22 protein-coding genes and 1 pseudogene are annotated in these 25,790 nt (G+C 66.4%); 12 read left to right on the plus strand and 11 right to left on the minus strand.

Going from position 1 to position 25,790, the window contains the following annotated elements; translation table 11 throughout:
- Window positions 1-264: 264 nt before the first annotated feature.
- Entirely contained in the window at window positions 265-1,095 is an 831-nt protein-coding gene (locus tag ON04_RS02955; RefSeq protein ID WP_010540089.1) for an HAD family hydrolase, read from the minus strand.
- Window positions 1,096-1,221: 126 nt separating this feature from the next.
- Between ON04_RS02955 and ON04_RS02960 the strand changes: the two genes are divergently transcribed.
- The 4 genes from ON04_RS02960 to ON04_RS02970 all read left to right on the plus strand — a co-directional run bounded on the left by ON04_RS02960 (window position 1,222) and on the right by ON04_RS02970 (window position 3,856).
- On the plus strand, window positions 1,222-2,313 hold the full coding sequence (locus ON04_RS02960; RefSeq protein ID WP_238529218.1) for a CpaE-like family protein: 1,092 nt from the start codon (window positions 1,222-1,224) through the stop codon (window positions 2,311-2,313).
- On the plus strand, window positions 2,303-2,704 hold the full coding sequence (locus ON04_RS15705; protein WP_010540091.1) for a type iv secretion system atpase subunit: 402 nt from the start codon (window positions 2,303-2,305) through the stop codon (window positions 2,702-2,704). The genes ON04_RS02960 and ON04_RS15705 overlap by 11 nt, the downstream gene beginning before the upstream one ends.
- Before the next feature lie 3 nt (window positions 2,705-2,707).
- A complete protein-coding gene (locus ON04_RS15865) occupies window positions 2,708-3,106 on the plus strand; it encodes a hypothetical protein (protein ID WP_141564607.1) in 399 nt (132 codons plus the stop codon).
- A gap of 153 nt (window positions 3,107-3,259) precedes the next feature.
- On the plus strand, window positions 3,260-3,856 hold the full coding sequence (locus tag ON04_RS02970; RefSeq protein ID WP_010540093.1) for a hypothetical protein: 597 nt from the start codon (window positions 3,260-3,262) through the stop codon (window positions 3,854-3,856).
- 67 nt (window positions 3,857-3,923) lie between these two features.
- Here the strand turns inward: ON04_RS02970 and ON04_RS02975 are convergent, their stop codons facing one another.
- From ON04_RS02975 to ON04_RS02990, 4 genes are all read right to left on the minus strand, one after another.
- Window positions 3,924-4,589: an Eco29kI family restriction endonuclease gene (locus ON04_RS02975; protein ID WP_010540094.1), complete on the minus strand. Its 666-nt coding sequence runs from the start codon at window positions 4,587-4,589 to the stop codon at window positions 3,924-3,926.
- Window positions 4,586-5,782 (minus strand): DNA cytosine methyltransferase, encoded by a 1,197-nt coding sequence (locus tag ON04_RS02980; protein ID WP_010540095.1) that lies wholly within the window; start codon window positions 5,780-5,782, stop codon window positions 4,586-4,588. The genes ON04_RS02975 and ON04_RS02980 overlap by 4 nt, the downstream gene beginning before the upstream one ends.
- A gap of 72 nt (window positions 5,783-5,854) precedes the next feature.
- Window positions 5,855-6,310: a hypothetical protein gene (locus ON04_RS02985; protein WP_010540096.1), complete on the minus strand. Its 456-nt coding sequence runs from the start codon at window positions 6,308-6,310 to the stop codon at window positions 5,855-5,857.
- Window positions 6,307-6,948: a hypothetical protein gene (locus tag ON04_RS02990; RefSeq protein WP_010540097.1), complete on the minus strand. Its 642-nt coding sequence runs from the start codon at window positions 6,946-6,948 to the stop codon at window positions 6,307-6,309. The genes ON04_RS02985 and ON04_RS02990 overlap by 4 nt, the downstream gene beginning before the upstream one ends.
- Window positions 6,949-7,518: 570 nt before the next feature.
- Between ON04_RS02990 and ON04_RS15710 the strand changes: the two are divergent.
- Window positions 7,519-7,978: pseudogene (locus tag ON04_RS15710) on the plus strand (Eco29kI family restriction endonuclease).
- Here ON04_RS15710 and ON04_RS15870 read toward each other — a convergent pair.
- From ON04_RS15870 to ON04_RS15875, 3 genes are all read right to left on the minus strand, one after another.
- Entirely contained in the window at window positions 7,975-8,976 is a 1,002-nt protein-coding gene (locus ON04_RS15870; RefSeq protein ID WP_158217813.1) for an Eco29kI family restriction endonuclease, read from the minus strand. The pseudogene ON04_RS15710 and the gene ON04_RS15870 overlap by 4 nt on opposite strands.
- A gap of 375 nt (window positions 8,977-9,351) precedes the next feature.
- Window positions 9,352-10,452: a DUF262 domain-containing protein gene (locus tag ON04_RS03005; RefSeq protein WP_158217814.1), complete on the minus strand. Its 1,101-nt coding sequence runs from the start codon at window positions 10,450-10,452 to the stop codon at window positions 9,352-9,354.
- A 50-nt stretch (window positions 10,453-10,502) separates the two neighbouring features.
- On the minus strand, window positions 10,503-11,282 hold the full coding sequence (locus ON04_RS15875) for an FRG domain-containing protein (protein ID WP_010540102.1): 780 nt from the start codon (window positions 11,280-11,282) through the stop codon (window positions 10,503-10,505).
- An 811-nt stretch (window positions 11,283-12,093) separates the two neighbouring features.
- On the opposite strand from ON04_RS15875, the gene ON04_RS03020 reads away from it, so the two are divergent.
- Both ON04_RS03020 and ON04_RS03025 read left to right on the plus strand, forming a co-directional pair.
- The gene (locus ON04_RS03020; protein ID WP_010540104.1) at window positions 12,094-12,405 is read left to right on the plus strand and encodes a TadE family type IV pilus minor pilin; all 312 of its coding nucleotides are present in this window, start codon (window positions 12,094-12,096) and stop codon (window positions 12,403-12,405) included.
- 101 nt (window positions 12,406-12,506) lie between these two features.
- Entirely contained in the window at window positions 12,507-12,824 is a 318-nt protein-coding gene (locus ON04_RS03025; RefSeq protein WP_010540105.1) for an Rv3654c family TadE-like protein, read from the plus strand.
- 28 nt (window positions 12,825-12,852) lie between these two features.
- Here the strand turns inward: ON04_RS03025 and ON04_RS03030 are convergent, their stop codons facing one another.
- On the minus strand, window positions 12,853-15,189 hold the full coding sequence (locus ON04_RS03030) for a DEAD/DEAH box helicase (protein WP_010540106.1): 2,337 nt from the start codon (window positions 15,187-15,189) through the stop codon (window positions 12,853-12,855).
- Window positions 15,190-15,413: 224 nt separating this feature from the next.
- Here ON04_RS03030 and ON04_RS03035 point away from each other — a divergent pair, with 224 nt between their 5' ends.
- From ON04_RS03035 to ON04_RS03045, 3 genes are all read left to right on the plus strand, one after another.
- Entirely contained in the window at window positions 15,414-15,617 is a 204-nt protein-coding gene (locus tag ON04_RS03035; RefSeq protein WP_010540107.1) for a cold-shock protein, read from the plus strand.
- 87 nt (window positions 15,618-15,704) lie between these two features.
- Complete coding sequence (locus ON04_RS03040) at window positions 15,705-16,292, plus strand: hypothetical protein (protein WP_010540108.1); 588 nt, start codon at window positions 15,705-15,707, stop codon at window positions 16,290-16,292.
- A gap of 10 nt (window positions 16,293-16,302) precedes the next feature.
- Window positions 16,303-17,106 (plus strand): NRDE family protein, encoded by an 804-nt coding sequence (locus ON04_RS03045; RefSeq protein ID WP_029457594.1) that lies wholly within the window; start codon window positions 16,303-16,305, stop codon window positions 17,104-17,106.
- 435 nt (window positions 17,107-17,541) lie between these two features.
- Here ON04_RS03045 and ON04_RS03050 read toward each other — a convergent pair whose 3' ends face one another.
- Window positions 17,542-18,612, minus strand: a complete 1,071-nt coding sequence (locus tag ON04_RS03050; protein ID WP_010540110.1) for a 2-oxoacid:ferredoxin oxidoreductase subunit beta — start codon at window positions 18,610-18,612, stop codon at window positions 17,542-17,544.
- 23 nt (window positions 18,613-18,635) lie between these two features.
- Window positions 18,636-20,618: a 2-oxoacid:acceptor oxidoreductase subunit alpha gene (locus ON04_RS03055; protein WP_010540111.1), complete on the minus strand. Its 1,983-nt coding sequence runs from the start codon at window positions 20,616-20,618 to the stop codon at window positions 18,636-18,638.
- A gap of 241 nt (window positions 20,619-20,859) precedes the next feature.
- On the opposite strand from ON04_RS03055, the gene ON04_RS03060 reads away from it, so the two are divergent.
- A complete protein-coding gene (locus tag ON04_RS03060; RefSeq protein WP_141564608.1) occupies window positions 20,860-22,527 on the plus strand; it encodes an alpha/beta fold hydrolase in 1,668 nt (555 codons plus the stop codon).
- Between the two features lie 219 nt (window positions 22,528-22,746).
- Window positions 22,747-25,710 (plus strand): type I DNA topoisomerase, encoded by a 2,964-nt coding sequence (topA, locus tag ON04_RS03065; protein ID WP_033444032.1) that lies wholly within the window; start codon window positions 22,747-22,749, stop codon window positions 25,708-25,710.
- Window positions 25,711-25,790 lie beyond the last annotated feature (80 nt).

The following is a 25,790-nucleotide window of genomic DNA, read 5'->3' on the forward strand; positions in this document are numbered from 1 at the left end:
CTGGCGCGGACCCACGGCTGGGTTTGCCTCTCGGGCGTTATCCGTCGCGTGGGTTCCGGAATGTCGATGACGGTGACTCGGGCGGGGGGCCGGTACTTCTCTTCCGTTCCGGTCCTGGCGTCGTTGCCACCGTGCACTCAGCATGCACGGACGAATGTCCTCCCGGCGATAGTGGAATCCCACAAGGAAACCCTCGGCTCGTGGGTGGGTTCGACTATCGCTCCGGAGTCGTCTTGTGACCCATGATGAGCGATTGGGCGGTTGCTACGCTGGGCGACGGGCGTCGCGGGCGAACGAGAGCACCGCGGCCCCCACTGCCAGCACGATTGCCCCGACCCCCACGATCGGGCCCGTGGCGCGTTCGAGCGTCGGCAGCAGCGGGGTGGGGTTCGAGAACGTGAGGATTGGCCAGCCGCGTTCCAAGGCTTCGCGGCGCAGAACCCGGTCGGGGTTGACGACCGTGGGGTGGCCGACCTCCTCCAGCATCGGCAGGTCCGTCGACGAGTCGGAGTAAGCGTACGAGGCCTCGAGGTCGTAGCCGTAGCGCGTGGCGAACGCCCGGATGGCCTCGGCTTTACCAGGCCCCTGACAGTAGAACTCGATCTCCCCGCCATAGCGGCCGTTCGCGTCACGGTTCATGCGTGTACCGGCGTAGTGGTCCACGCCGAGCATCCTGGCGATCGGCGCCACGAGTTCCTCGCCGGAGGCCGAGACGATCACCAGGTCGTGGCCGAGGGCGCGGTGTTCGTCCAGGAGTTCCTGCGCCTCTGCGTAGACGGTGGGGGAGACGGTTTCCGTGAGCCCCTCGGTGACGATGCGCTCGACCTTCTCCGGCTCCCAGCCCTTGGTGGCGGTGGCCATGGCCTGCCGCACCTTCTTCATCTGCTCGTCGTCCGCATCCGACAGGCTGAACGCCAGCTGCGTGTACGCCAGATCGATTACCGAGCGGCGCGAGAGGAGGCCTTCATCGAGGAATGACTTGTTGAAGGCGAACACCGACGAGGTGGCGATGATCGTCTTGTCGAGATCGAAGAACGCGGCGACCCGGCGGTGACGGTACGACGACCTGGGGCCCTGACGACGTGGGGCGGACACACTCTCGAGGATACGGCCCCGGCCGCCGAGGCGTGGTTATCCACAGCCCCGTTGTTCTCCACAGTCCGGGCTCCCGACGCGCGCACGGAGGCCTATCCCGCACCTGAGGTGCGCGACGCTGTGTCCGTGAACAACACCACCGCACCGGCGTCGGCAGGTCGCCACGGCCAGAGCCGTACCCGTGCCTCCTGGCAGGTACCCGGGCTGGCCGGGGCCGTGGCGGTGGATGTGACCGACCCTGACCTCGATGCCGACGTGCGCGCCGTCCTGGCCGCCCTCGCGCTGGATGCAGCCCCGGGTGGTGACCCCTCCGCCGGCGTGCTGGTCACGGACCGAACCGATGCCGGAGCGGGCCGCGGAAGGTCACGCGTGGTGCGGGTCGGTTCGGACCAACGGCCCCACGGCGACGACGACGAGGTTCTGCGGCTGCCCTCCGGGACCGGCGATCTGGTGGCAGCGCTCGTGGCGCAGGAACGGACATCCTCCGGTCTGCTGGTCATGGTCCAGAGTGCGGTGGGTGGCTGCGGTGCGAGCACGCTGGCGGCGGCGATAGCAGTCCGGGCCGCATCGTCAACACGCACGCTCCTGGTGGAAGCAGATCCGCGCGGCACGGGTGTCGACATCTTGCTGGGCAGCGAAACCGAGCCCGGCCTCCGTGTGGAGGACGTGCGTGCCGAGCTCGGCGGACCCGATCCGGAGGCACTCTGGGGCGCCGTCGCGATGGCACTGCCCGGGCTCGGGATCCTGGCCCGATCCCGGACCCGGCCCGCAGACGGCACGCCGGACGCCGCGACCGATGGCGCACTCGGCGCCGCGTGGGCACATCGTTCCGCGGGCGGGCTGGTGGTCTGCGACTCGGGCGCCATCAGCGGCGGGCAGGGACCCGGAGGGCCGGGGGGCGCGGACCTCGCCGTCGTGGTGACCAGGGCCGATCTCTCCGGAGCGGTGGCGGCTGCACGGGCGTTGGCCGCCGCGCCGGACGCGGTCCTGGTGGTGCGCACCGGACGGGCGGACCCGCTCCACCCGGCTGATGTCGCCGACGCCGCCGGGGTGGGGCGCTGGCACGCCCTGCCGGAGCTCGGGGCGGTCAGGCGCGCGGTCGGAGCCGGGAACCTGGCGGCCGCGCTCGGGGGCCGACGTGCAGGTCGGGGGCGTGTGCGTCGATTGACTGCTGTGGCCGATGCGGTGCTGGGGGAGGTCGGAATCGATGAACGGTGAGGACGCGGATACCGGGGTGCTGCCGCCGGATCTGGTGGACCGGGTGCGCGCACGCCTGGCGGGGCTCGGTGTGGAGCCCGACCCGGATGAAGTGGTGCGTGCCGTCCGCGCCGAGTCCGGCGTGCTGCACGGGCACCTCGATCTGCTGCGCACCGCCCGACTCGTGCGAGAGCATCTTGCCGGGGCCGGGCCGCTCGAAGCGCTGCTGGCCAGTCCCGGGGTGACCGATGTGGTGGTGGACGGGCCCGGTCCCGCACTGGTCGACCGCGGTGCGGGCCTCGAGGAAACTGAAGTCGTGGTGCCGACGGAGGCGGAGTTGCGCTCGCTCGCCGTCCGACTGGCCGGGCGGGCGGGGCAGCGGCTCGACGACGCCCGTCCCTGGGCCGATTGAGTGGTGCGTTCGCGCGACGGGATGGCGTGGCGACTCCATGCGGTCCTGCCGCCGGTCGCCGTCGATGGAACCTGCCTGTCACTACGGGTGTCGAGGCCTACGCAAGCGACGTTCGACAAGCTGGTCGACTCCGGCACCGTGCCCGCGGACGTTGAACCCGTGGTCGAATCGCCGCTGGCCATGGACGCCGCGACGACGGCGATCACGGCCACGAGCAGAACTGCGGCCAGAGCGGCCAAATACGAGGAGAATTCACCCTCGGCCCCGAACCCGTGCCCCAAGGGGCATACGTCGCTGGACTTCAAGATGGTTTCCAGCAGCAAGGCTAAACGGATTGGCGGCAGACTACGAGAATGTGCCGAGCAGAGGGACCTGCAGCACCCACCGTCGGTACAGACCTGATTACACGCGAGCAGGGCGGAACGTCGTCGACCGACACCGGCTTACGGTCATGTCGATCGCGACAACAATGGAGCACACCTACCGTTTTTGAACGGTAGGTGTGTACACTTGTCGTAGCCGACAGGGCTGGCATCGATGAGAGGAACTTCGCGAATGGGGATCAAATTATCGACGGGGCAGGTCGCGGAGGAGCTCGCGAGCTTGCTCGAGACCAAGTCCGGACGGCCTACTGTGACCGGCGAGAAGATCTTGACGCTCGTTGCAACCGGGCTTTTCAAGAACATCGGGTCGGGCAAGCAGGTCCGTGTTGACCGTGACGATGTGGTCGCGCTCGCCAGCCGTACCCGCTATGTTTCAAATCCCGCAGAAATCGCCGAACTGATCTTCCGAGTGAGTGTCATAGAGTCACGGCCTGACCCGCGCCGCGATATGCACGGAAGGCCGCTACGTAGCTCGGCCGGTGTGGACTACTCGACCCCGAGCGCGCTCGGAGGCATTGAGGGAGTGTGGGAGCTAAGTCTGCCGACGGCGAATCGACTCGTTGCTGAACGAGGAATTCTTCTCGCCAGCTGCAAAGGGTATATCCATCCAAGCCATGTTCGCGAGATCGTCCGATGGGAACAGGTGGAGGACAGCCCTCGACGCTATTTTCGCACAGCGCCGGCATCCGCCACCGTGAAGAAGGTCGTCGGCAGCGGCCTGTGGATCGATGTGCCGCCGGGTCGGGAGTCCGACATCCTTGTCGGCTGACCCTGAGGGAAGCGTGTACTCCGTCTGACCTGGTTCTGGGCCGGCGGAGTACACGGTGGGGACTTGCTCAGTTCAGTCGAGTGTCAAGATACTGGCGGGCATCCTGGGCGATTAAACTTTCAGCACCTGCTGGGCGGGCTGGGTACTTGTAGGCCCACTTGCGCCCCGGATGCAGGGTGTCCCACTGCGATCGCACCCCATCTTTGCGTCCGCTTCCAGGATCGTGATTGCCGAAGCCGTCAACCACGGCGTTCCAGACCGGGCGGTAGTTGCGGATCATGGCTGACTCTCCGAGTGGAATCCAGATGTCCTCTACGACCAACCAGCGCATGGTGAAGTGGTCGAGGTCGAGATTCTCGGCCGCAAGGATGCTGCGTCGATGCTCGCGCAGGCGCTCGGCGAGTTTTGTGGTCCTGGTGCCGCTTTCGACCACATCGTCGTCGACTCTGGCGGTATCCGGGTGCTCCTCGCCGCCTTTGCGGGCACCCTCGGGGACGGCTTTACCGACATAAATCGGGTAGACCGATCCCTCGGCATTGGCCTGGGCAAGCTTGGCGTACGGCTCGAAGTTGCCGTGGTAGTAGATCGCGTAAACCCCAGCGCCGGTGAAGATGTTGCGCCGTTTGATGTAGGTGCTCGCCTCTTCCAGCGGCACGGCCTCGGTTTGCTCGATCTGAGTGGCGACAGCCCGGGCGAGGTTTGGTCGATCGAGTGGGTTGAACGGACTGCTCATGCGGTCGCCGATCGCCGAGCGGACCGGCGGCTGGCGGCCTGCGCCCTGCGGGCGTTAAACGTGGCGATGTCCAGGTGCTCGCGTACCGACAGCGACACGGTCTCCGCAAGCATGACGGGCACAGCGTTGCCGAGCTGACGCATGGCCTCGCTCCACGGGCCGTGCAAACGGTATCCATCGGGGAAGGTTTGCAGGCGGGCGGCCTCGCGCACTGTGAAGTACCGCACCGAGCCGTCGACATCGCGGAGCATGTTCTCCCCGCCGGGGACACCGTGGACGCCAGCCTTGAGCGCCTTTCCGGGTGCGTCGATGTAGGAGCCGGTGTGGCCCGGGTAAGACCGGGCGCCAAGTTGTTGCACGTGGTTAAGGAACTCGGTGCTCTCGGTCGCGGTTGGGTTTGGAAGATCGTGCAGCGCATCTCTGACAGTGCGCCAGGGCCGCAGATCCGGATCGGCGTCTCTGGGGGTGCGCACGCGGAAGTCACGGTGCGCGCTGGGCACCTGGTGGCGATCCCAGTAGCTACCGTCTTCCTGGGCGGAACGTAGTGCCCCTGATGAGTGGGTGGGCGTAGGGAAGCTCCACTCGGCGTCCACATCGTTGCGGAAGCCGACGAAGAATACCCGCCAACGCTGCTGGGGTACTCCGTAGTCTGCGGCGTTGACCAGCTTCGGTATCACGCGGTATTGCAGATCCGAACGGACTGATGTGTGTTCAGCCTGCAGGCGTGCAAAGTGGTCACCCCATGACTCTCCGGGGTTCGCGATGATCTCGGGATGTCCGAGCCGCAGCTGAATGTAGCTGTAGTACTCCGAGAAGGCCGCACGGGTCAGACCCCGGACGTTCTCGATGACGAAGGCGCGGGGCCGTAGCTCGCGAATAACCTCGGCTGTCGCTGGGAACATGTCGCGCTTATCCTCAGCCGCGTTGCCCTTGCCGCCAGCGGAGAACGGCTGGCAAGGGGGGCCACCACTGACCAGGTCGACGCCGTCGGGCACGGTCGACCAGTCGATGTCGCGGACATCGCCTTCACGGATGTCGATGCCCTGCACTAGCGAGTATCCGGCATCCCGATTCTCGCGGAGAGTGTCGCAGGCCCAGTGATTCCACTCGGCGACGATCTCAGTAGTGAAACCAGCCTGGTGTGACCCCAGGGCAAGCCCGCCGCCACCGGCGAACAACTCGACACTTCGCATACTGACAGGTTAGCAATGTGACCTGGGGATTCTAATCAAGGCAGGGCTGAGCGAGACTGACCGAACCGCTACTCAGCCGCATTGGAGAAAACACCAGCCGAGTTGATACAGGGCGTACTCGCCGGACTCGTTCGGGGTGACGGTGTAGTTGTCCTGCGGCTCCTCTCCGAAGACGAGGAGGTTACCGTCGGGTTGGATCTCGGCAAAGGGTTCGCCATCGAGCTCGGCCAGATCGTCAATAAGGTTCCGCAGCGATCCGGCATTGACGATGGGGGTCGCCCACCCGTTCCACGGCTGGCCGAATCCGATGGCGAACCACTGGTGACCTTCGTCCTGAAGACCGTCGATAGTGAAGTCGCCCCCGGCCGCTGAGCGGTCAAGCTCAGTGCCTCGCATCTGTGCTGCAGCACTGCGCAGCAGCTCAGCGTCTCGATCCTCGATAATGGCGCGTCGGTCAGACTCGGACAATTCCGGCCAGGTGCGCCGGAGTTCGTCGCTGCCCCAGTCGGGGACGGGGGTGTCGGTCATGACTTCTCCTGTGTGGTGTCTGTGGTAGGCACTATCGCGGCCAGAGCCTCGCGCAATGTTGTCGCCTCGGCCTCGGCCTGGGCCACGGCCTGTTCGGCCTGGTGGATGGCCACGTGTGCCCTCTCACGAGTCTCGGCTGCGGTGGTGTCGGCCTCGTGCGCTTGTTCTCGGGCCCGGTGGGCCGCTTGCTGGGCGGTGACGATCTCCCGGGCCAGGTTCTCAACGCGAGTCTCGGCCGCGGCGGCACGGTCGACCTGCTGCTGGGCCTTAGTGGCGGCCTGCTCGGCATCGGCCAGGGCCCGGGCTTCGGACTCGAGATGTGCGGCCAGGGTGGTTTGGTGCTCGTCCCGACGGGACTGGGTGGCCATGTCCACGGCAGCGGCCCACAGGGGTGCCAGGACCGGAGCCAGACTCTCGGCCGGGATCTCGGGGGCGCGGCGTTCGGGCGCGTGGTGGCGGAGCCAGTCGGCGGCGGCATCGGTGCTGACTCGAGCGCGCTCGCGCAGCGTTCGGATGCTGGGCCGGCGGCCGGTCTCGGCCATGAGCTCGGCGTAGGCGGCCAGAAGGGCGGCGTCACGGTCGGTGATGCTCGCGGTACTTGTGACGGTGGTGTCTGTGCTGGCCGAGAGGGTGGCCATGGCAGTACTCCGTGGAGATGAGGTGCAGATAGGCACGTGGTTCACGTCTGTTGCGTACCTAAGTGTACCTAGACGGTGCGGGCTCGGGCCGCGTTCGGGACGTGACCTGCGGAGACGAGCCGGGAGTGTAATGGCGAGCTCGGCGGGATTATGCGGGTGCAAAGTTATCATTTGAATTCGCCGTGGGCAGAATGCCGCAGTCGCCTTCGGCGCCGTGATGTACACGGTGGTGAGCGGAGACTCGATCCCCGACGGTGCACGAGGCCGCCCGGCTACAGACGTTCCCAGACCGCTACGCGCTGCACGGTCCAGGACAGAGGCCATGCGTCAGCTCTGAAACGCTGTTCCGGCAATGTTGGCCGAGACCGTCGCGCTGTCGGTGTGCGAGCACCTGGACCTGGCAAGCTCCAGGACCGGATCAAAGCACTCTAATTCCGGGAGGGCCCGTTTAACCCGCTGGACATGCAGAATCTCGCGAAGTCAGTCGTCAACCGGATTGAGGAGATGAAGCCGGTTCCGGTCGACAACGTCAAGGTGTTCCACGGAGCCGGGGTCTAACCGCCGTGCTACATCGGCGACTTCCCGGCCTACACCCGACTCGCCCAGGCTAACGCCGAATCACTAGTCCAGTCGATCTACGTCGGCAAGGCCGTTCCCAACGGCGGCCGCCGCAGGGTGGAAGTCCAGTACCAAGGCGCTCTCGTCGCGGATCCGCGAGCACGGCAAGAGCGTCCGTGCGGCCGATAACCTCGACATCGCCGACTTCCGGGCCCGCTGGCTCGTTGTCGAGGATATCTGGATCGCACTGGGCGAGTCGGCGATGATCCGCCGTCATCTGCCAGTGTGGAACGCGATGCTCGACGTCTTTGGCAGCCATGACCCATGCAGCGGTCGGATCAGCGGCAAGCGCTCCATGTGGGATACTCTGCACCTCGGACGAGCGTTGGCCGCCAAGTACCACGCTGGCGACGACACGGCCGATCAGATAACGCAGGACGTGACTCAGTACATCATCGACCGACTCAGCTAGATGTTCATCGGAGGCGAAGCAAGGAACTGAAGAAAGTCATCGATAACCGCTTGGGTGCCCGCGACAGCGGGAACCTCTTTGAAATGCCGTGCGACCTGATTCTCTAGTTCGTTTTTGGTCTTCTCATTCTTGTTAAGCGACTTGCTACTTCGGCCACCGTGGAGGGTGTCCCACTCAGACTTCCGGCCATCTCCGCGCCCAGATCCGGGGTCATGGTTACCAAAGCCGTGTACGGGCTCGATGCCGTTGCCCTTATTCCAAACCGGGCGAAAGTACCGGATCAATTCGAGCTCGGCTGGTGATTCCCACCCGGAAGCGACAACCAGGAATCGGCATTGGAATTCCGCCAGCCCCAAATCGACCGCATGGTCGATCGAGCTTCTGTGATCCCCGAGCCGGGTGGTGAGCGCGTTGTCTTGCTCGATCACGGTGATCGCACCGTCCGGTGGGGTTGACTTGCCGACGTAGATCGGGGTCGCCGTGTGGCTGATCGCCTGGTACAAAGGGGATTTGCCCAGAAAATAAAGCGCGTACACGCCCGATCCGTAGACGTTCGGAATTGTGCTGAGCGGGATGCGCTCCTGTGCCAGCAGCGCCATCGCCGCCACCCGGCCAAACACCCGGGTGTCAGAGGGGTCGAACACCGCAGGAGGCATGGCTCGTGGGTTGATCACCGAGCGGAACTGCGCCCTCAACTCCTCCGATGCTTTGCGAAGGTTCGCCCGGTCATCACGACTTATTCCTCGCCCTCTTAGGGAATCGACCGCATCGCCAAGCGCTTCGAGGCTGACGACGATGTCCTCAACCTGCTTGTATAGAGGCATCGCCTGGTTCGTCAGCTCGATAGCTGAACCGAGCTGGGCTCGCAGTTCCTCATTAGCTTCCCGAAGACTATCGCGCTGTTGAGCACCGAGCCGGCGCCCTTGCAGGTCCTTGACGTGCTCGGTTAGCGCTGCCAGCTTTGACACGATGTCGTCGACGTTCTTCTTTAGGGTCACGCTCCGACGGTATAGGCCTGAGATCTTGTGGCGCGTGAGGGGTACCCCTGTTTCGCCGTCGCGGCACGGACACCCCCAGAGGCAATCTTTGATCACGACTGCAGGATTCACCATATTCGGCTTCGAGCCATAGTTGGTCTGGCCCGCCGTGCCATACGTCCGGCCCTGGAACGGCTGGACCGCGCCATCCGTCACCCGCGAGGTGCTGGAGTAGGTGATCGTCGCCGCTGACGGCGAGACCCTGCACTTCATCGAGACCGCCGCTCATCTCCGGCGAAAATCTACGTCCCTGCCCCGACGGCAACTACGATCTCGGCGAGTTCGGCTGGTGCTTCATAGAATCTGATGGCTGGGCCGGCTTCTGACGCGGATGGACTACGAGTCATCACCGTCGTCACTGTCTGGCAGCTCTCCATCGGAGATCGTATCCAGGCTGCGGAGCGCATCTTGGGGATCGTATCCAGTGACGAATATATTAAGAATCTCTGCGCGCCTGGTGAGGGCCCGCCCGTCGTTGGTCGACTGGACAAAGGCACTGTACTCGCGGAGCCTCACGTTCGCCCCACGCGTGTAGTGAGGGTCGTCCTCTCCGACCTGCGCTGCTGCTTTCCGTAGCTCCTCGAAGTCCGCGAGTTTGTCTCGGTCGACGGCTGCGGAGAACCCGGGTGAGCGGAACGCGATGTAGTACACAACTACCGTTCCAATAGAAGAGAGGAGCCAGTCGTTCTGGTCGAATACCTCTGCCATGCGATCAAGGACAGTTTGAGCCCGGTCTCGGCAGGCGTTCATCGTTTCCGGAGTGATCCGTGGCGTATTACCGTGTGTATCCAGGAATAGCTTATAAAGTGTAGACGCCTTGGTGTCCGAGATCTTGCCGTCAGTCGACATCTGATGCTCGATCGCGAGAAACTTGGCCCCTAGTTCGCGGTACTTGTAGCGGGCGTTCTTGATCGGGGAAAGGTCTTGGAGCAGGGTGTGCCAAGACAGTGCGTTCGCAGCGTCTCTAGTTGCGCCGCTGACGGCGTTCCGCTTCTCGGCCGAGTTCAGCGCGGATGCGCTATTCAATCGCTGAAACATCTCCTCGATGAGATCGCCACTGTCGCTTGTGACACGCACAATCGGAATTTCGAAGTCAATGAAACGCCGCGCTAACAGCGGGTATTTCTCCTGAAGGTCAGAGAGCGTCATCCTCGCGGCTTGGACAGTCTCATCCTCAAAGAAAATGAAATTCTCAGGTAACGAGATTTGGTCCGACAGGAAGGCCAAGATCGCTTCCAGCCGCTGTTTTCCATCAAGCACCGCATACTGGTATGTGAGTCCTTGTGGGCTTTTCCGCCTTGACGTTACAGCCTCGAAATACAGCTTCGGCACATCAAGACCGTTGATGATTGAATCTATCAGGACACTTCTCGCGCCGGGATTCCAAACGCCGCCCTCCCGCTGATAGGGAGGATTAAGATCGACGACACTGGTCATACGCATGAATCGTGAAATCGTAATTCCTGCAAGTGATTCCGTTGCGATCCTCATGCTCGTCCCCGTCCGTGGCCGGTCTTGATTCGCTTTGCGATGCGGTCTAGGTCTCGGTATATGGAAGCCTCATTGAAACCTAGCGCGTCGAGCTGCTCACGAAGCGCGGACTTGGTGTCGCCAGGAACTGGAAACGATTGAAGAGCTTTCGCCTTACGAAGCGGCTGCTGGTCAGCTGTCACAGGAGGAATCTGCGCGACGGTGAATGTGCCACTTTGAAACCGAATCCGGTCGAAAATCATCGGCGCAACCACTGAACGAGGCTTCGAAGGGTCGTCGGCATCCTTGCCCGGGAGATACTTCGTGAGCTTTTCGTCGGTGTCGGATAGCAGCCGGGGATGGCCGTCGTCGCTGTCGCCGGCTTCGGAATTCAGATCATTGGGATTGAGGATAAAAAACTCGCCGTCGGGTTCGACCCCCGTATCCTTCGCGGCCGGATCAGGCTCGCATGCGAAGTATAGCGCGACCAGCGGGCTCTGCGACCAGTCGAGTAAACGAGTGGGCAGTCCGTGGTGCTGAGCGAATGTGATCCAGCCCCAGTTATCGAAGGGGAACTGACGCCCCGTGGCGGCTGCTTCTTGGCGAAACCGTGCAAGCATCGCCCGTTCGTTCAAATGTCTGTTCTCGGGTCGTAGTGCTGACGCTTCCAATCCCCAGGTCCAATCTCGGTGACCGCGATACCACAGTTCGCGACCATCTCCAGTGATCGGCGAGAGCACCTCCATCAATTCCCCGACGGAAGCGATCTGTGGGCCGTGGTCAGCGTCGTCACTCATAAGGGAACTGTAGCGGCACTCGGGCGATCGTCGGGAAGCGGAACGATCCACAAATCCGCTGATGGTTCATCCTTTGGCGTGGCGCGTGAGGGTCTCGAACATCCGATCGACCCGTTGGCGTACTCTCGTGCCGACTGGGCCAGCCGAGACCGAACCGCGTCGCACACGGGTCCGATCCACCCCATCTGCGGCGTTTTGTACTGCGCCGACGCGCATCGGTACTGCGGCTGCCTCCCCGTGCCGCCCTTGAGTCGGTACGCCGGGCGCCCGCACGCGCCGCAGAAAATCACCTGCGTGGGCAACGCCGACGAGCGCTTGGTCGGCACTTTCTTGTTCTCTCGGCCCGCCAGCTCCTTGCCGACGCGGTCGAACACGGCCTGTGTCGGAATCGGGGCCGCCCGCACGACCGGTGCCCCCGTCTCGTCCACGATGACAAGTCTCCGGGCCAAGGACACGATTGCCTTTGTCATCTCGCAGAGGCTGTCCGTCCACGGAGAGCACCGCGTCTCTGGTGACAACACGGCCCAGCATGGCCAGCGTGGTCAGCTCAGCGCACGTTTCAGCGGGGCGCTGTGCCACTGGTGCCCATGGACCTGGCGTTTCCGGAGCTGCGCAAGGCGATCCTGCGGAGTCAGGGCCTTCTGCGTCGTCGAGTCGTGGGCGGTGCTCCTTAGCGACTCGTGCTTCAACACCCGATCGACGACTTCGCGGTCGGTCGCGACCTGCTCGGCGTCCTGAATTAGCCGGTAGTGCGCGCCCTCCTTATCCGGGATTGCTGCGACGGTTCCGGAGGGGCCGGGATGCGGGGTCGGTGACGGTCGAGGCGGCGCTGGGGATCGCGTCTCTGGTGGTAGTCGTAGCGATGGCTGCAGCCGGAGCCGCCGCGGGGCTGACCCAGATCAGGTTGGTGGACGCCGCGCGGGAGACCGCCCGGGTCGCGTCGATGTCGGGCGCAGCGGAGGAGCTCGCCGCGGGGCGTGCGGCGGCACCTGGCGCGCTGGTGGAGGTCGATGCGGGCGTGGCGTCGGTGACCGCGGTGGTCGTGGCTCCCGCCGGGGGCCTACCGGGCGTCGAACTCACGGCCAGCGCGGTCGCACGTATCGAGCCGGGGATGACGGGATGACGAGAGGGGGGCCAGTGGCCACAGGTGGCGGGCAGGTAGTGGGGGCGTCGCCGCGTCGTCGATGCGAGTGGCGTCGGAGGATCGACGATGACAGCGGCGCCATGACCGTCACCACTGCGTTCGCCGTGGCGGCGGTCCTGGCCCTCACGCTGGCTGTGCTTCTGATCGCGCGGGTCGCTGTGGCCGGGCACGCCGCTAGATCGGCAGCGGACCTGGCCGCGTTGGCGGGGGCGCACGCCGTCCGGGAAGTCGGGGAGGCGTGTGGTACGGCGGCGGGGGTCGCCTCTGCCAACGGCGCGGCAATGGCAGTCTGCACGATCGACGGCGACGACGTGGTGGTGCGCACCGAGGTGGGCGTAAACCTCGGGCCCTTGGGCTCCCGGTCGGCGTCGGCGGTGGCGCGGGCCGGGCCGGTCTGACCGGGACGTATCCGGCGGACCGCTCGGCTCAGGCGGCCGGGGAGTCCCGAAGTTGCCCCACCACCTCGGTGAGCAGCGCAACCGCCCCCGGTTTGGACAACGGGTCGTTGCCGTTGCCGCACTTGGGGGACTGGATGCACGACGGGCATCCGGATTCGCATTCGCACGATCGGATCGCGTCCAGAGTCGCCCGGAGCCACGGCAGAGCCCGCCGGAAGCCGCGTTCGGCGAACCCGGCGCCGCCCGCGTAACCGTCGTAGACAAAGACTGTGGGCAGGCCGGTATCGGCGTGCAGCGCGGTGGACACCCCGCCGATGTCCCAGCGATCGCAGGTCGCGACCAGTGGCAGCAGCCCGATCGCGGCGTGCTCGGCGGCGTGAAGCGCGCCGGGCCAGTCGGCTTCCTCGAGACCGGCCACCCTCAACAGCTGTGGGGTAAGGGTATAGACCACGGCGCGCGTGGCCAACGTGGTGGGAGGCAGGTCCAGCGGAGGCACGTCCAGGATCTCGCCGCCGCGCAGCCGCCGCTGGTAACCGGTCACCCGGGTGGTCACCTCGACCTCCGCGAACGACAGTGTGACCGGCCCGGCGGGAACTGACTCCAGGCTCTCGATCAGATCGATCGTCACCTGCTCTCGCGCCGAGGTGGTCCACTCCGGCGTCTCCGGATGGCACAGCGCCAGACCCTCCTCCAGATCCAGCTCGTCGACCACAAACGACTCGCCCTGATGCAGATACAGCGCACCGGGATGGACCTGGGAGCGGGCCCGGACGGAATCGATCGTGCCGAGCATCCGACCGTCGACCGCGTCCACGATCACGACCTCCGCCCCGCCGGCACCGCGGATGTCCACCTCGGCATGAGGTGTGTGGTCGTCCGCCGCGGGATACCAGCCCGCCGGCCGGCGCCTGACCAGCCCGTCGTCGTCGAGCTTCTCCAACACGGCGGTGGCGCCCCACTCGGCGGCCTCCGCGTGCGACATCGGGCGTTCGCTCACCGCGCACCGCAACTGGCCCGCCAGCAGGATCGGGTTACGTGGATCGGTGACGGTGGCCTCCACGGGCCGGCCGAGCAGTGCCTCCGGGTGGTGGACGAGATAGGTGTCCAGCGGGTCGTCGCGCGCGACCAGCATCACGAGCGCGCCCTGCCCGCGGCGACCAGCGCGGCCGGCCTGCTGCCAGAACGAGGCAATGGTTCCCGGGAAACCGGCGCTGACCACCGCATCGAGGCCGGAGATGTCCACGCCCAACTCCAGCGCGGACGTGGAGGCCACGCCCACGAGCGCGCCCTCCGCCAGGCCCCGCTCCAGACGACGCCGATCCTCCGCCAGATACCCCGCGCGGTACGCGGCGATCTTTCCCGCGAGCTCCCTGCCGCGAGAACCGTGATCCGACATCAGCTGCTCGCGGGCCCGGAGCGCGGTGGACTCGGCGCCCGCCCGCGACCGTACGAACGTCAACGTGCGCGCACCCTCCGCCACGAGCGAGGCCATGAGCCCTGAGGCCTCCACCGGGGCCGGCCTGCGCACCGGCGCACCGTTCTCGCCGGTCAGGCCGTCCATCAACGGCGGCTCCCACAGGGCAACTGTCCGACCGCCCTGTGGTGAGGCGTCGTCGGTGACCTCCACACACTCCCGCCCTACGAGCGTGGTCGCCGCGGCGCCGGCGTCGGAGGTCGTGGCGGACGCCAGGACGAACGTGGGTGAGGCGCCCATCGCCCGGGCCAGGCGGTCGAGCCGGCGCAGGACCAGGGCGACGTTGGAGCCGAACACACCCCGGTAGGAGTGGCATTCGTCGACGACGACAAAGCGGAGCCCCCGCAGGAGCCGCGTCCATTGACGGGACCGTCCGAGCAGGGACAGGTGGAGCATGTCCGGGTTGGTGACGATCCACCGCGAGTTCTCCCGGATCCACCTCCGGGCATCGGTGGGCGTGTCGCCGTCGTAGGACGCGGGGGCCACGTGGGCGAGCTCCGGAACCGCGTCGACCAGCGAGACGACGGACGACAGCTGGTCCTGTCCGAGCGCCTTGGTGGGTGACAGGTACAGCACGCACCCGTTGCGATCCTCGGCGAGTGCACTGAGCGCGGGCAGCTGATAGCCGAGGGACTTGCCCGACGCGGTGCCGGTGGCCACCACCACATGGCGCCCGGCGTGCGCGTGCTCGGCGGTTGCTACCTGGTGAGCCCAGGGGCGGTCCACTCCACGGTCGCGGAGTTCGCTGACCAGGCCGGGGAGAGACCAGGCCGGCCACTCGGAATAGCGGGCGTCGCGGGCCGGCAGATCCACGGCGTGAGTGAGCGGGGACGCCCCGGCGGGAAGCTGGGAGAGCAGGTGCCCCAGGAGTTCGCGCCCGAAAGTTGTCACCCCTCGACCGTAGAGGTGCGGCCACGGCGGGGGGCGCCAGAGGGTGGTTCAGGGGCGGTCGGGACCGACCTACGTTGATCGGTTCTCCTACCGCGGTCCTCATGATCTACTGGAGGCGGTTGCCACCATCGTCCGCGGTTTACTCCTCGGACGGGGCGGTGACCCGACCCGCGTGGCCAACCCGCGAGTCGCACCTGCAGTACGGAAAAGGATCGAATCTAAACATGGCACAGGGCACCGTCAAGTGGTTCAACGCGGAAAAGGGCTACGGGTTCATCGCCCCCGAGGACGGTTCCGCCGACCTCTTCGTCCACTACTCATCCATCTCCGGTAGCGGCTTCAAGTCGCTCGAGGAGAACCAGCGCGTCGAGTTCGAGGTCGGCGAGGGGCAGAAGGGTCCGCAGGCGCAGGACGTCCGCGCAATCTGACCTAATCGGTCGACCCCGACGAGGCCCCCACCGCGATCGCGGTGGGGGCCTCGTCTTCTGTCGGAGGTCGACCGTAGGCTCTGACCCGTGACCCAGCTGTCGTTCTTCGCCGCGGACGACCATGTCCCCGAGCCCTCCGACCTGGAAGGGGCGCTGGCCGCCCGCGGTCAGTCGACCCTGGCGGGCGACGTCGCCCAGATCTCCGTCGCGCTCGACTCCGCATGGAGAGCAGACGTCGTGGAAACCCTGCTCTCCGAGGCCGGACTCGACCCCGTGCGTTCGGATGCGGGCCCCGACGGCCGCTGCACGGTCTCCACCATCAGGACACCGCTCCTGGCCCCCGTGGTGCGGCGTTGGCGACGCGGCGCGGTCTCGACAGTCCCGCACGGGTGGACGCCGTCGGCCGGCGCGCTGCGGGTCTGGTTCCTCACCGCCGGCGTGATCGCGCCCGGCGGGGCGGTGGAACTCGGTATCGACGCCGGGATGGAGCATCACGCTCCCCGGCGGGCCGCGCTTGCCGAGGCGCTGGAACGCGTCGGGATCCGGTCCACCTATGTCGGCTCGAAGGGCGGAGGGCCGCTGTTGCGCCTGGGTACGGCTCGCGCGCGTACCCGATTGGCGCAGAATCTGGGGGCGCCGCCCGCCGGGGTGCCGCCGGCGCAGTGGCCGGGGTAGTTTCGAGCACATGTGCATGCTCGTCGTGGCCCGTCGGGTCCACCCCAGGTACCCGTTGATCGTGGTGGCCAACCGGGACGAGGTGCTCGATCGGCCCACGGAGCCCCTGCACGAGTGGGCCGCGGGCGCCGCGGAGTCCGTGGGTGAGGCCCAGTCTGAACCGATCATCGCCGGACGCGACGTCACCGCCGGCGGAACCTGGCTGGCGCTCGCGGCGGGCGCAAGGTTCGCCGCCGTCACCAATGTGCGTGAGGTCGGGCCGGTGCAGCCCGCACCTGCCTCGCGCGGCGCACTGCCCGTAGACGCGCTTACCGGACCGGTCCCCGTCACCGAGTTCGCCCGCCACGTCGTCGACGACCTCGACGGCTACGGGCCCGTCAACCTCCTGGCCGGAGATCTCGACGAGATGTGGTGGGCCTCGAACCGTTCCAGCCGAGGGCCACTGCAGCTGGGTATCGGCGTGCACGGGCTGTCCAACGCGGCTCTCGACACGCCGTGGCCAAAGGTCGTGGGGGCCGTCCGCGACGTGCGCGCACTGATGGGTACCGACGCGATGTCCGGCCCCGACTGGTCCGCGTCGCTGCTCGACCTGCTGGCGGATCGCCGCAAGGCTCTACCGCCCCACCTGCCGCACACCGGTGTGCCGCTCCTGCGGGAGTGGCAACTGTCGTCGCGGTTCGTCCGCGTGGGCAAGTGGTACGGCACTCGGTCGACGACCGCGGTCCGGGTCGACCAACACGGGACAGCCGACGTGGTGGAGCGCACCTGGGACTCCCGCGGTCGCATCACGGGGACGGTCAGTCGGCGGATCTGAGACCGCGCCGGAATCCTGCGCGCCGGAATCCTGCGCGTCCGGCTCCGGCCCTGTCTGCGGCTGCGCCTCTGCCTCCGCTTGTGCCTCTGCCTCTGCCTCTGCGTCGGACTCCGGCCGCGGCTCCACCGAGTTGCCGAGCAAACTGCCAGCGCGACTGGCCCTGGTTGTGCTGGCTCCGTGACGTGCGCTGGCTCTGTGGTCCACCTGGCCAGCGCAACCCGTGGAAAGTTGTGCACCCTGCCAGCGCGAGTCGTAGAGGCAGCGTGAGTGGCTCAAGATGCGCTGTCCGGGTGCACGCATGCACGCATGCACGCTGAAGCGGACGACGAAACGCGACACGGGGACGGTCTGCCGGCGGAATTGTGCCGGTGACCGCCCCCGTGGGCGATGCTGCGGGTCGTGATGCTGCACCGGATGATGCAGGTGCCGGTCAGATCAGCTGACGGTCCAGGTGTTGCTGCCGTTGAGCAGTGCCTGGAGATCGTCCGGGGCGTTCTCCTTGGCGGTGGCGACCTGGGCGCGAGCCAGGTCGTCGTAGGTATCGCGACCGACCTGACGGATGATGCCCATCACCGTGTACTCCAGGTCCTGGCTGGACAGGTTGGCCAGGGCGTGGGCGTACGTGGGGTCATCGGTGTGGGCGTCGTGGACCACGATGTCCGACTCATCGACGTCCGCGGTGGCGGCGACCTGCAGCGAGAATCCGGACCGGATCACGCAGTGCTGGCCCTCGTCGCCGAAGACGATCTTCTCGCCGTGACGGACCGGGACGATGTGGTCGGCGGCGTTCTCCTTGCGCAGGAGGTCGAACGAGCCGTCGTTGAAGATGGGGCAGTCCTGCATGATCTCCACGAAGCTGGTGCCGCGGTGGTGGGCGGCGGCCTCGAGGACCTCGGTCAGACCCTTGCGGTCAGAGTCGAGGGCGCGGGCGACGAACGTGCCCTGGGCGCCCAATGCCAGCGAGAGCGTGTTGAACGGGTGGTCCAACGAGCCCATGGGGCTGGACTTGGTCACCTTGCCGGGTTCCGACGTGGGTGAGTACTGGCCCTTGGTGAGTCCGTAGATCCGGTTGTTGAACAGCAGGATGTTCATGTTCACGTTGCGGCGCAGCGTGTGGATGAGGTGGTTGCCGCCGATGGACATGGCGTCGCCGTCACCGGTCACGACCCATACGGACTGGTCGGGCCGCGCGGTGGCCAGGCCCGTGGCGATGGCCGGCGCACGACCGTGGATCGAGTGCATGCCGTAAGTCTCGAGGTAGTACGGGAAGCGGCTCGAGCAGCCGATGCCGGAGATGAACGTGATGTTCTCCCGCTTCAGGCCGAGCTTGGGCAGCAGCGAGCGGATGGTGGCCAGGATGACGTAGTCGCCACAGCCCGGGCACCAGCGCACCTCCTGGTCAGAGGTGTAGTCCTTGGGCTTCTGCGGTGCGTCGGTGGTGGGAACGTGTGCCAACGCGTCCAGCGGCAACTCGCTGCCGACGAGGCCGGATTCGGTGCTTGTCATGGGTATCCTCTCCTCGCTCGTTGTCAGCGGGTTCGGTTGGCGGTGGTGGTGCCGGTGGCGGTGTGGCCGATCCGCGGGTTGCGGACCGCGGGCTCACCTGTGGTGGTGATGACCCCGTCGAGTGCCAGTCGATACTTGTCGTGCTCGGTGTGCGACAGGCGGCCGGCGAACTCGGACTCGATAGCAGTCTGGAGCTCTTCGGCGGAGAAAGCCATGCCGTGCACCTTGGTGATGGGCTGGATCTCTGCGGGGAAACGCGCCTTGAGCAGCATTGCGAGCTGGCCGAGGTTCATCTCGGGCACCAGGATACGTCGGTACTTGGCCAGCACGTCGCCGATGTTGTGGGGCAGCGGGTTCAGGTGTCGGACGTGTGCTCGGGCGACCCGGTGACCGTTGGCGCGGGCACGCCGCACGGCCTCACCGATCGGGCCGTAGGACGAGCCCCAGCCCACGACCAGAACGTCAGCCTCGCCGGACGGATCGTCCACCTCGAGGTCCGGGACGTCGATGAGCGCGATCCGCAGGGCGCGGGTACGGGTCATCAGATCGTGGTTGTCAGCGGTGTACGAGATGTTGCCGGTGCCGTTGGCCTTCTCGAGACCGCCGATGCGGTGCTCCAGTCCGGGCTCCCCGGGGACCGCCCAGTCACGGGCGAGGGTCTCCGGATCACGGGCGTAGGGCAGGTACTCCTTGGTGTCCTCACCCTCGGCAGCCTTGGCTAGGTTCTTTTCGATGGCCGGCAAGGCCGAGACCTCGGGCAGTAGCCACGGCTCGGAACCGTTGGCGATGGCGCCGTCGGACAAGACGATAACCGGGGTCCGGTAGGTGACAGCGATACGTGCGGCCTCGCGGGCGATCTCAAAGCAGTCGGCCGGGGACTGCGGGGCGACCACGGCTACCGGCGACTCGCCGTTGCGGCCGAATAGTGCCTGGAGCAGGTCGGATTGTTCGGTCTTGGTGGGCAGGCCGGTCGACGGTCCGCCACGCTGGACATCGATGACCACGAGCGGCAGTTCGGTCATCACGGCCAGGCCGATTGCCTCGGACTTGAGTGCCAGACCCGGGCCCGACGTCGAGGTGACGCCCAGGGCCCCGCCGTACGAGGCGCCGAGAGCGGCGGCGACACCGGCGATCTCGTCCTCGGCCTGGAAAGTGGTGACGTCGAACTGCTTGAGCTTGCTCAGCTCGTGCAGGATGTCCGAGGCCGGGGTGATGGGGTAGGTGCCCAGGAACACCGGCATCTCGGCGGACTTACCGGCGGTGACCAGGCCGTAGGCCATGGCAGTGTTGCCGGTGATCTGACGGTAGCGGCCCTCGGGCAACTTGGCCGGCTGGATCTCGTACTCGGAAGCGAAGGCCTCGGTTGTCTCGCCATAGTTCCAGCCCATGCGCAGAGCGAGAATATTGGCCTCGAGGATGTTCGGCTTCTTGCTGAATTTTTCCTGGAGGAATTTCTCGATGGACTCGACCGTGCGGCCGTACATCCACATGAGCAGGCCCAGTGCGAACATGTTTTTGCCGCGCTCGGCGTCCTTCTTGCCGATGTCCACGGATTCCACGGCGCCGATGGTCAGCGTGCTCATCGCGACCTCATGCACCTGGTACGCCTCGAAGGCCGGGGAGCCCAGGGGGTTGGATTCGTACCCGACCTTGGTGAGATTTCGCTTGGTGAACTCGTCGGAGTTGACGATGAGGATCCCGCCCGAGGGAAGGTCGTCGATGTTGGCCTTCAGGGCGGCGGGGTTCATCGCCACCAAGACGTCCGGGCGATCCCCGGCGGTGAGGATGTCGTAGTCCGCGATCTGGATCTGGAAGCTTGAGACGCCGTGGATGGTGCCCTGTGGCGCCCGGATTTCAGCCGGGTAGTTCGGCTGGGTCGCGAGATCGTTGCCGAAGGCGGCGGCCTCCGAGGTGAACTGGTCACCGGCGAGCTGCATGCCGTCTCCGGAGTCGCCCGCGATGCGGATGACCACCTTATCCAGCCTGGTCTTGGACACATTGCCCACCGCTGCTGACCTCCGTTGCGTCGTGAGAATTCGGGCTTGTCGGATCCCGTGGTGCCACCGACGGTACGCCGGTTCTGGCGCGACCCGGGGCCACGCCCTCTATGCCGAACTGTAACAGGTTTCAGTTAACCGACGTGGCCTCTTCCGTCAAGAGTAGACCGAGCTGTCTACTTCTGCCAATCCGGCTCAGTCGACCGCGAAACGCTGCGATTCGAACTGCGAAGATGAAAAAGTGGTCATCATGCGTCCCTCTCCCCGGAGCCTCCTATGCGGTGCCGTCACGATCGGTGTGATCGTCGGAAACACTCCCCTTGCGTCACCCGCACCCTCTCCGTCACTCACCCGCGCGGGGGTCGACACCCTGAGCTGGTCGATCTGCCCGGCGGAATCCGAGCGAGATACGGGGTTCGGCCTCCCGCGGGCCGATGTCCTCTGCGCCTCGGTGCACGTACCGGTACACCACGACGATCCTGGCGGCCGGACGGTCGGGATCGAAGTGCGAAAGATCACCGCGACCGGAGAGCGGACCGGAACGGTCTTCGGCAACCCCGGCGGACCGGGCGGTGACGCACGGGATATGTGGTACTCCGCCCTCGACGGGGACGACGACGCGGCGATCGACGAGGTACGTCGGGATCACGACCTCGTGATCGTGCAACCGCGCGGGCTGGAGGGTGCCGGTGCCCTCGAGTGTCTGCCAGAGGACGGACTGGAGGGCGAGAACGCGCCGGTCCTGGCCCTGCGGTGCATGAACACGGACCGTGAGTTCGTTTCCACGATCACCACGGAGAACCTGGTGCGGGATCACGAGCTGGTCCGGCAGTTAATGGGTCTCGACCGAATCAACTACCTGGGATATTCCTACGGCACGGCGATCGGCATGATGTATCAGACGCTGTTCCCGGACAGCATCGAGCGGATGGTCCTGGACTCCGCGGTCGGGCCCACCGATACATGGTGGTACGAGCTCCATCTGAGGCAGGCGCAGAACCGGTACCAGGCGAGGAATTACGTCCTGGAGTGGATCGCCGAACATGATGACGCGTTCGAGCTCGGCGACACGCCGCTGGAGGTGTACCGCGAGATCCATCAGCTCGACCTGTCCGAGGGCGCGGCGGCGAGCCGGTTCCTTCCACCGCCGGCCGGGCCGGATGACGACCTGGTGGGTTCATTGCCCGTGCCGTCCTCCAGTGTGGGGTCGGTCGACGGGGCCAACACCGGGTCCGCGCGCCTGGACAACTTCGCCGCGGCATCCTCCGGAGTGTTCGATCGCGACGTCGATGGGGCTGTCGGTTACTTCATGATCCTGGACGAGAGTTCGACCTCGCCCGCGGAGTGGCCCGCGATCGCCTGGGCGATCTCCGCGAAGGTCCACGGCACGCTTCCGGACCCGCCGAGCCCGGAGGCACTCGCCGCCGCGCTGGCCGAGGAGTCGGACCAGCCCGCCGTGACGTCGGACATGGAGACTTATCTGACTATCCTCAACTGCAATGAGACCGCGCCGACGGTGGGCACCCCGCTCGCCCCGGTCCTGCTCGGCAGCAGTGAGTCGGTCGGCAGCACTCATGAGGAGATCTGGGGGCTGACGGAGCAGGTCCCCTACTGTCTCTACCCGCCATCGACGGTTCCGCACGAGATCCAGGCCAACCCGATGGCCGCACGGCCGCTGGTCATCCAGGCGGACCACGACCCACAGACCCCGGCGATCTTCGGGCCGTCCACTGCTGCGGCGACCGGCGGCACACTCGTGCGTGTCAGGGGCACCGTGCACGGTCAGTTCGACTCCGGGAACGAGGCAGTCGACGAGATCGTCCTGCGATACCTCAAGACCGGGCAGGTGGAACCGGACCAGCACCTGGACACCCCCCGACCATTGCCCGGCACCCCACCATGGGCGCGCGCGGAGTGAGCCGGACCGAGAGAATCCACCACGGGCCCAGGTGCGCTGGCGGCACGTGCTGCGGGAGCCCGATGATGGCTCCGCGCCCGGCCCGGGGGTAGCGCACGTTTCTCGCCGAGGGCATCTCGCCTGGTATGAATTCGTATAGAAGGCCCCCGGCACGCGTACCGTATCCGGGACCGAGGATCGGCGATAGGCGTCGGCGACGTATCAGCGCAGGTTGGGAGCATGTCAGTGGCGAGCAAACAGGCAGCATCAGGCGGGAAGCGGAGCCTGGTGATCGTCGAGTCCGCCACCAAGGCCCGCAAGATCCAGCCGTACCTGGGGTCCGACTACGTGGTCGAAGCCTCGGTCGGGCACATCCGTGACCTGCCGAAGGGCGCGGCCGACATTCCGGCCAAGTACAAGAAGGAGCCGTGGGCACGGCTGGGTGTGAACCCCGACGACGACTTCCGGCCCATCTACGTCGTCAGCGCCGACAAGAAGAAGAAAGTAGCCGAGCTCAAGAAGGAACTCGCCGGCGTCGACCAGCTCCTGCTGGCGACGGACCCCGACCGCGAGGGTGAAGCGATCGCCTGGCACCTACTCGAGGTGCTCAAGCCCAAGGTGCCCGTCAAGCGGATGGTGTTCCACGAGATCACCAAACCCGCCATCATCGCCGCCGCGGAGAACACCCGTGAGCTCGATACCGACCTGGTCGACGCCCAGGAGACCCGCCGCATCCTCGACCGCCTCTACGGTTACGAGGTCTCGCCGGTCCTGTGGAAGAAGGTCATGCCGCGACTGTCCGCCGGTCGCGTGCAGTCGGTGGCGACCCGCGTGATCGTGGAGCGTGAGCGTGAGCGCATGGCGTTCGTCGCCGCCGACTACTGGGACATCACCGCGTCGCTGACCACGCAGGGCTCCACCGGGACAGACGCGGGCGAGCCCCGTAGCTTCACCGCCCGACTCTCCGCGGTCGACGGGGCCCGCGTAGCCCAGGGCCGCGATTTCGGGCAGGACGGTCGACTCAAGACCACCGGCGCGGCCAAGGACTCCGTGGTCCTGGGCGAATCCGCCGCTCGTGCGCTGGCAGGAGCTCTGGACGGCGCGGACTTCGTCGTCGACTCGGTCGAGTCCAAGCCGTACACACGACGCCCCTACGCACCGTTCATGACGTCCACACTGCAGCAGGAATCCGGCCGCAAGCTCCGCTACACCTCCGAGCGCACCATGCGCATCGCGCAGAGGCTGTACGAGAACGGCTACATCACCTACATGCGTACCGACTCCACGACGCTGTCCGAGGGTGGCATCGCCGCGGCCCGGGCGCAGGCGACGGAGCTCTACGGTAGGGAGTACGTCTCCGAGACGCCGCGGCAGTACACACGCAAGGTCAAGAACTCGCAGGAGGCACACGAGGCCATCCGCCCCGCCGGCGAGTCGTTCGCGACCCCCGGCCAGCTGCACAGCGTTCTCGACGCCGAGGAATACCGCCTCTACGAGCTCATCTGGCAGCGGACCGTCGCCTCCCAGATGGCCGATGCCCGCGGCACCACTGTGAGCATCCGTATCTCCAGCGAGGTCGGCACCAATGACTCCGGCTACAGGCAGGCGACCTTCTCCGCCTCGGGCAGGACCATCACCTTTCCCGGCTTCCTCAAGGCCTACGTCGAGGCCACCGACGAGTCCGAGTCCTCCGAGAAGCAGATGGCTGACGACGCAGAGCGCCGCCTGCCCCAGCTGACCGAAGGGCAGCCGCTCACCGGTTCCGATCTGGTCGCCGACGGGCACACCACCAGCCCGCCGTCCCGCTATAACGAGGCCAGCCTCGTCAAGGCGATGGAGGAGATGGGCATCGGACGCCCGTCGACCTACGCCAGCATCATCCGCACCATCCAGGATCGCGGATACGTCTACTCCCGGGGCAACGCGCTCGTCCCCAGCTGGGTGGCGTTCGCGGTCGTGGGACTGCTCGAGCAGAACTTCGGCCGACTCGTGGACTACGACTTCACCTCGGCCATGGAAGACGAGCTCGACGAGATCGCCGAGGGCCGAGAGAACCGCGACGACTGGCTGCGCCGCTTCTACTTCGGTGACGTCGAGGGACCTGGTGACGGCGCCGATGCCAACCACGCGGTGGGCCTCAAAAACCTCGTCGACGTGAACCTGGAGGCGATCGACGCGCGCAGCATCAACTCCATCCGTGTGTTCGACGACTCCGAGGGCCGCCCAGTCTTCGTGCGCGTCGGTCGCTACGGCCCATACCTCGAGCGCATGGTCCGCGGCGAGGATGGCACCGAGGAGTCGCAGCGAACCAATCTGCCCGAGGGAATGAGCCCGGACGAGCTCACCCTCGCCGTGGCGGAGAAGCTGTTCTCGACCCCACAGGATGGCCGGCCCCTGGGCGTTGATCCATCCACCGGACACGAGATCGTGGTCAAGGACGGCCGCTACGGCCCGTACGTCACCGAGAAGCTGCCCGAGCCCACCGAAGCCGAGAAGGCCGAGTGGGCCAAGAAGGTCCTCGCCGACGCCGAAGCGGAGAAGAAGCGTATCGACGCCGAGCGCGATGCGGCCGTGGCCGCCGCGAAGGATGACGACGCCAAAGCTGAAGCCAAGAAGGCCGCCACCAAGGCCAAGTCCGCGGTCACCCGCAAGGCCAAGAAGGAGGCCGAGAACCCCACCGGCCCCAAGCCCCGCACCGGCTCGCTCATGCAGTCCATGGAGCCCGCGACGGTCACGCTCGAGGACGCGCTCAAGTTGCTGTCGCTGCCGCGGGTCGTGGGCGTGGACCCCACCAGCGGCGAGGAGATCACCGCGCAGCTCGGGCGCTACGGCCCGTACCTCAAGAAGGGCACCGACTCGCGCACCCTCGATTCCGAGGATGCGGTGTTCACCACGACCCTCGAGCAGGCGATCAAGATCTACTCGGAGCCCAAGCGTCGGGGTCGTCAGGCTGCCGCCCCCAAGGCGCTGCGCGAGATGGGGGTCGACGAGGTCTCGGGCAAGCAGATGCTGGTCAAGGACGGTCGCTTCGGCCCGTACGTCACCGACGGCGAGTCAAACGCCTCCCTGCGTAAGGGCGATACCGTGGAGACGCTCACCGATGCGCGCGCCTCCGAGTTGCTGTCCGAACGACGGGCCAAGGCGCCCGTCAAGAAGGCTCCGGCCAAGCGGGCCCCCGCCAAGAAAAAGGCCGCAGCGAAGTAAGTAGGCCGACCACCCGAAGCGGCGGCGGTGCGGTGCGGTGCCCGCGCCGCGAAGAGGAAAACGACTGCATCGCCCGAGTG

Source organism: Dietzia alimentaria 72, assembly GCF_000226215.1.
GTDB lineage: Bacteria > Actinomycetota > Actinomycetes > Mycobacteriales > Mycobacteriaceae > Dietzia > Dietzia alimentaria.